The sequence below is a fragment of the uncultured Methylovirgula sp. genome (assembly GCF_947646745.1).
Taxonomy (GTDB): Bacteria; Pseudomonadota; Alphaproteobacteria; order Rhizobiales; family Beijerinckiaceae; genus Methylovirgula.
Map to the genome: position 1 here is coordinate 25,929 of NZ_CANSHK010000037.1, position 6,000 is coordinate 31,928.

Below are 6,000 nucleotides of genomic sequence, written 5' to 3' on the forward strand. Positions count from 1 at the left end.
CCTGAAATAAAAATCGCGCCGGAAGCGGCGCGTCGGGCGGCATGGGATGTGGGGGAAAGGGCTCAGCGCGTCAGAAAGCTGCGGCCATTGCGCTGCGCGAGCTTGATGGCGAGAAGTGAAAGCGCCTCGGGATCGGCAAGCAGCTTTTCGAGGTTGGCCTCGCCGTCTTCGTTTTTCGCGACGGCGCGCGGCGCGCCCGCAAGCGGCAGCGGCATGGGCTGCGCCTCGATGTTCTTCACGCGTTTCAAGAGATCATCGAGCACTGCATCGAGACGATCGAGCCTGCTGCCGAGCATTGCGCCGGCGCTCTTCTGCGCGCCGCACGTGGCGCCAAGTTCCACCGCCGTGTCATGCACGTGCTGGATGCGGTCGAGATCGGCGGCGCTGTTTCGGGCACCGGCCTTGCCGAACAAAGCCATTGCGCGTTTGGCGGACAGGCCAAGCGGCGCTTCGTCCGCGTCCGCATCTTCGTCCGCAGCGCTATCGTCATCTTCGTCCATCACCATCGCCTGCAAGATCGCATGCGCCTGCTGGACGAGGGCGTGAAGCTGGGTGATCGTATCGGCCGGCGCGCCGTCTTCATTGGCGCGTAGCAGCAAGGTGCCCTTCAAGCCTTCGAGCTGGCCGAGGATTTGTGCAAGCTGCGCGATGTCGCTCGCATCCTTGGCGAAGCGCCGCCATTCATGCGATCCATCGGCCTTCACCATTTCAAAACGCGCTTCCGGCAGGCACGGCAGATCGACGAGCGAAATTTCGCTCGGCGCGGCGGTGTAGCGCGTGCGGCCATCATCATCGGTCCAGCGGCGCGCATAGGAGCCGCCTTGCGAGAAGCCGGTATAGACGCCCTCTTTCACCTTGTTCCACTCGGCGTCGTCGACAACCTTGGCGCAGATCTCGATCTGCTTCTTCTTGTCGTTGAAATTGAGCGCGGTGACTTTGCCGGCGGCGACGCTGCCGTGCATGGCGCGCAAATTACCGCGCGATTTGCCGCCGGTCGAACGGGCGATCTCATGAGACCATTTCTCGTAGAGCGGCTTGGTCGAGGCGTAATCGCAAATCTCGCCGGTGCGGTCTTCGGCCTCGGCCGTCGCGACGCCATAGACGAGGCGCTGCTGCGCATCGACCTTGGTGATCGGAATGAACATGTTCAAGTTTGACATGAAGGCTCCTTCAAAGCGTTTTCGAGCGAAGTTGTATCGGTTCGCCTCGAGAAGACGCGGCGCGATAAATGCGAGGGATGATTCTGATTTCGCGCGAACCGGACTCTGCGATGCGCAAACAAAAACCGCCGACGCGAAGCGTGGCGGTTAAGTGAGGCGGAGAGGCTGACGCAAGGTATATTAGTTGTGCATGCGCGGCGACCTCACGCGTATGCGTAAGAAACGCCACAACTCAGTAACGAACAATTATCGGAGCCGCTAGTTAGCTGCAAAGCTGGTATCAGCCACCGGCAATGACGGGCCAATGGGTTGATCATTGTCCGTTACTTCAAGAGAAGGCAACCTAGATAGAACCTCTCTTGGTTTTATTGCGCCATCGCTCGCAACTTTTAAGATTTCGATGCGATCTGCGTGCAAAACCGGGGCAGCCAAAATTAGTCCCATTATCGCGCTCTGATACTGCTCAGCAGTTTCGGCATCCGACATGCTTAAAGCGCGGAGTTCCATCGCAAGGTTGTTATTCACGTCGGCGCGATCCTGATCCTTTTCAAAACCAGAGAAGAACCGTCCTGATAGCGCCTTTGAGCTGCCCATGCGCAATGCAATCAACAGAGATAATCTGAGATTGGAAGTTAGTTTACCGCTTGCTAGGACACGTTCAGCTGCCGACAGAGCCGTCTTCGTCTCTTTGATAGCGATATCATACAGCTCTCCACACCCTTCAGCCTCAGCTATGCGGGCGTGGAAAAAACTTGCGATACCAAGGGTGACCCCGAGAAAACCAACCACAAGGGGCCAGGATTCCATCAGATAGGTCATTGCGGCGATCCTCATTCCGGCTGCTTCTCGGCGAACTCGTCAATAGCTTTCATTTCAGATGGCGTCGCGTGCCGATGTAGAATTTGGTTAGAGCCGCCTTCCAAGACAAGCTTCAACTCTTCTCGTCTCTCGCTGTTCCGTAAGCGTACCAATGCGTATTCCCGAATTGGATATAAGGCTATGAAAACGCAGGCGGCACCGATCGCCCATCCTGGATTCACGCCCAATGCCATCGCAAGGAACGCGCAGATTATTGTTAAGCCATAGATAACCGTGTGACGGTCATGCCCGCCGAGGACTTTTGCGAGAGAAGAAAAGTCATTCGATGATGGCATAAAGGCGCGCAGAGCCATGAAATTGTTGAAAATTTACTAATGGGAAATGCTTGTGCCAAGCAATCTTTATTTATTTTTGACGATCTTTCATATATTTAAGAAGCATGGGTATTTTTACCTTATGACAAAAATTGATCACTTCCCGCAATCGCTCGGCGGCGTTTCGCCGGCGAAGCTGGCTGTCACCAGGCGATCGCTTCGAGTGCGCTACGCGCCGCCCTTACAAGAGCCTAGGTAGGCTTGAAGACGCCTTCGTCCAAATTGGACAGCGTCATCCCAGCATCGCCCGCCTGCGGGTAAATTTTTGATGCCGCAATCTCTTCGATGATCTTTCGGCCTTCAATCGGCGCAACCCCGAGCGTCATCTTTGCGGCCATCAATCTGACCTGTATATTCCTGTTTGTATAGAGCCGCGTCAGAGCCAGCCTCGCCTCGCGGCCACGCGCGCGAAGCTCTTCACCGATATCTCGGATACTATAGACGAGTCTGTTGACTTTTGAATAGTCGCTTTTCCCGAGAGAGTCCCACTGCGCGTTGTCCAGCGCAATATTAAGCTGCTCAAATCGATCCACCAATTGATCGATGCTCAAGGCGCTCAGATTGACTCGCGTCATGGCTTGAGGACTCCGAATAGTCTAAGGGCTTTGTGTCCTACCCGGACCTTCTCATCCCAGCTTTTCCCTTTCAGATAATTTCGCGGCGATATCCAGCCAAAATCCTCATTCGGCTTCATATACCAGCCGGTGATCTCCCAATGCTTCAAGGTCGGCACACGCACCCTGTTTTCGGGCGAATCCCATATACTTTTTGGAATTCTGTCCGCATGGGCTTGTGCCTTTTCAGCATTAAGATGAACTTCATACCCTCTCGCGCGAGATTTTGCACCATCTTGTAACTCTTCAAGCGTTTTCGGCGGCGTGAAATAAGCTACGATATAAGGATAGCATTGCTGCAAAATCCAGGAACTGGCTTGCAAAGCCAGGAGAAACGCTTCCGTGTCAGGCGAGGCTTCCGCGAATGCAAAGGTCAGCCAACGCGGGACGCTTTTGATGAAGGCGGTCCGTGCGCTACCGCTGAGCGGTTCTTGGGGAATTTCCGGCGGTTCATCGAGCGGTGGTCCTTGATTATGGCCGATCGCCGGCCGCGTGCGCGCGTAAACTGTGAGCGGTGGCACATCCGTCGGCGGCTCGCTCGAAGACGGCGCGCCGCCCGACGAATCCGTGGGTGCGAAACGCCCGCCTTGGCTGTTGGGCGCGCCAGCCGGCCAACGTCGATGTTTCGACTCATCCCAAGGACCAGCTTTAACGAGCCGATGAAAGGCGGAAGGCTGCGCAAACAGCAGCGCTCGCAAAGTTTTCGCTAATGCGTTTTCGCTCGCTTGCTGGCTGACCGAGACGATGTCCGGGACCTGCACAGAAAATTGACTGGCGACCCCTGCAGCGAAGGCCGCACCCTCTTCCGAGAAGGCCGTCAGACCGAGCAAATCGAGCGCGTATTGCGCCCCGATTTCATCGCCCGCGTTTAGCTGCTGCGTCGCCGCCGCGGATACGATCCAACCGAGTTCTTTGTGAAGAGCATCCGATCCGTGCAGAAGAGCGATCCAGAATCGTATTGTTCCGTCTGCGACGGGCACGATCTCGGCGCCACGCCGCATCGTGAGTGGAATGCCGGGCCAGATCCAAACGGCGCCATTGCTTGCGACGAGCGTGCGCGGGCGCTCCGGCGGACGCGCGAGCGCCCTGCCGGCGGATTGAGCCTGCATGCGAAAATCCTGCGATTGATGATGAGGGCGAGATTGCGGACGCTGCGATTTGCAACGGCCGTTACATCTGCCGGTTAAAGCGAGCTAAGCCCTGCGCCGAACGCGCCTATTTCCCGCAATCGCTCGGCGGCGTTTCGCCGGCGAAGCGGGCCGTCATCCAGGCGACGGCGTCGAGCGCGCTTTTCATCGCCGCCGCGCCATGGCCGACGCCCGGCATGAGAAAGAGCCGCGCCTTGCTGCCGCTCTTGCAGAGCCCGTCGAAATAAGCCTGCGTCACCTTCGGCCAGATGACTTCGTCGTCGAGGCCCTGGGCGAGGAAGACCGGGATGTCCGCCGGCACCGGACCGGGCGTGTTCTTCGCGAGCAGCGCGCGCCAGGGCTCGACATCGTCCGGATGGGCGACCGTGAGGAAGTCATGCTCCAGCGGCTTCTCGGTCCGCTTGCGTGCGGAAAGGTCCCACGGCCCTTCAACACATTCCTGCGCCAGCCTGTCGATCGCCGGCCGAGCGCGCGGATCGACGACCTTGTCCATCGGCGCATCATAGACGCGCTGCCAGGACCAGAGCGTCATCGCGGTGATGTTCTTGCCGGCGGGACTATCGAGATCGTCATCCATCAGCGCGCCAAGCTCGCTCGCGGGCGCCGCGGCGGCGACGCCAAGCAGCGTCAGCTCCGGCGCATAGCTCTTGGCGATGAGGCCGGTGAAAAGCGCCGCATGGCCGCCCTGCGAATGGCCCCAGACGACATAGCGGTTGCCGCCGCCCGCATCCGGCATCGTCCGCGCGACGCGCACGCTGTCGACGACAGCGCGCGCCTCGCTCAATCCGACGAGATAGGGATGTGGCCCCGGCGTGCCGAGGCCGGGATAATCCGTCGCCGCGACGACATAGCCGTCGCGCACCATGGTCCGCAGGCCCTGCACCTGCTGAAAGAAGAAGAGCGCGAGCGAAGGCGCGCAATGCGGCACGATGCCGGTCGTCGGATGCGCCCAGGCGACGATCGGCCGGCCCCCCGGCGGCGGCGCACCTTGCGGCACGATAACGACGCCGGACACGAGGATGGGCTTGCCGTCGAAGCTCGTCGAGCGATAAAGCACGCGCCAAGCGGCGGCGCCGAGCGGCGCGCCCGCCATCGCCTGCGCGCGGACCAGCGTGCCGGGCTTGCCGATCGCGTCGACGCGGGGCGCATCATAGAAGGTGCTTTGCGCCGCGGCCGGCGCGCTGAGCAAAGCGAGCGCGACAAGCAGCCACGCGCGGCGCATCACAGGCCGTAGAGAATTTTGAGACTGCCGCTCATGCGCAGCGCGATGCTGACGCCGTTCTGCAGCAGCGCGATATGGTCGAGCTTGGCGGAGTCGAGATGGCCGACCGTGCGGAAGCCGTCTTTCAACGGCCGCGTCAAACGCTTGTTCGCCGTGGCAAGCAGCCTTTGATAGATTTGCTGATAGAGGATCTTTGCCTGCCGCAGCCGATCGACGAGATCGGCATTGCCGCTCGCTTGCGCCATCGCCTCGGCTTTCGCCGCGACGGCTGCAAGATCGGAAAACTGCAAGGTCTGCGTGTCGCTATCGACCTGCGGCGTCGCCGAGAGATAAAACCACGTGCCGGCATCCGGCGCCGTATCGGCCGCCCCGGCGATTTTCAAGCCGATGATGATCTTGCCGTTCGACGGATAGATTTTGACATCGCGCAGCGCGACATTGCCGTTCAAGGAAGCGGCCGCCGCGGCTTTGATCGTCTGAGCCAGGAAGTCGTAGCCGATTTCGACCGGCAGAATGACCTCGAACTTGCCCGGCGCGGCCACATCGCGGCCGAGCGGCGGCAGCGGCGTCGCCGCGACCGGCACCGGCGCGGCGCCCACCGAAGTCGCGGCATTGCCCTGCAATTCGAGCGTGCCCCACAGCACCTGGCGATCGGCGCGCACG

The 6,000-nt window shown here is 60.0% G+C and carries 7 protein-coding genes; all 7 read right to left on the reverse strand.

Features of this window, described 5'->3' with window-relative positions:
• Positions 1–62 precede the first annotated feature (62 nt).
• Entirely contained in the window at positions 63–1,160 is a 1,098-nt protein-coding gene (locus tag Q0025_RS11635) for a hypothetical protein (protein WP_297299243.1), read from the reverse strand.
• A 258-nt stretch (positions 1,161–1,418) separates the two neighbouring features.
• The gene (locus Q0025_RS11640) at positions 1,419–1,979 is read right to left on the reverse strand and encodes a hypothetical protein (protein ID WP_297299245.1); all 561 of its coding nucleotides are present in this window, start codon (positions 1,977–1,979) and stop codon (positions 1,419–1,421) included.
• 11 nt (positions 1,980–1,990) lie between these two features.
• Positions 1,991–2,332, reverse strand: a complete 342-nt coding sequence (locus Q0025_RS11645) for a hypothetical protein (protein ID WP_297299248.1) — start codon at positions 2,330–2,332, stop codon at positions 1,991–1,993.
• A 212-nt stretch (positions 2,333–2,544) separates the two neighbouring features.
• Positions 2,545–2,928, reverse strand: coding sequence for a DUF2019 domain-containing protein (locus Q0025_RS11650; RefSeq protein ID WP_297299250.1), 384 nt, complete (start codon positions 2,926–2,928; stop codon positions 2,545–2,547).
• Positions 2,925–4,076 (reverse strand): hypothetical protein, encoded by a 1,152-nt coding sequence (locus Q0025_RS11655; protein ID WP_297299252.1) that lies wholly within the window; start codon positions 4,074–4,076, stop codon positions 2,925–2,927. The genes Q0025_RS11650 and Q0025_RS11655 overlap by 4 nt, the downstream gene beginning before the upstream one ends.
• Before the next feature lie 106 nt (positions 4,077–4,182).
• A complete protein-coding gene (locus tag Q0025_RS11660) occupies positions 4,183–5,337 on the reverse strand; it encodes an alpha/beta fold hydrolase (protein ID WP_297299254.1) in 1,155 nt (384 codons plus the stop codon).
• A partial coding sequence (locus Q0025_RS11665; protein ID WP_297299255.1) for a DUF4403 family protein occupies positions 5,337–6,000 on the reverse strand: 664 nt, incomplete at its 5' end. The genes Q0025_RS11665 and Q0025_RS11660, both read right to left, overlap by 1 nt.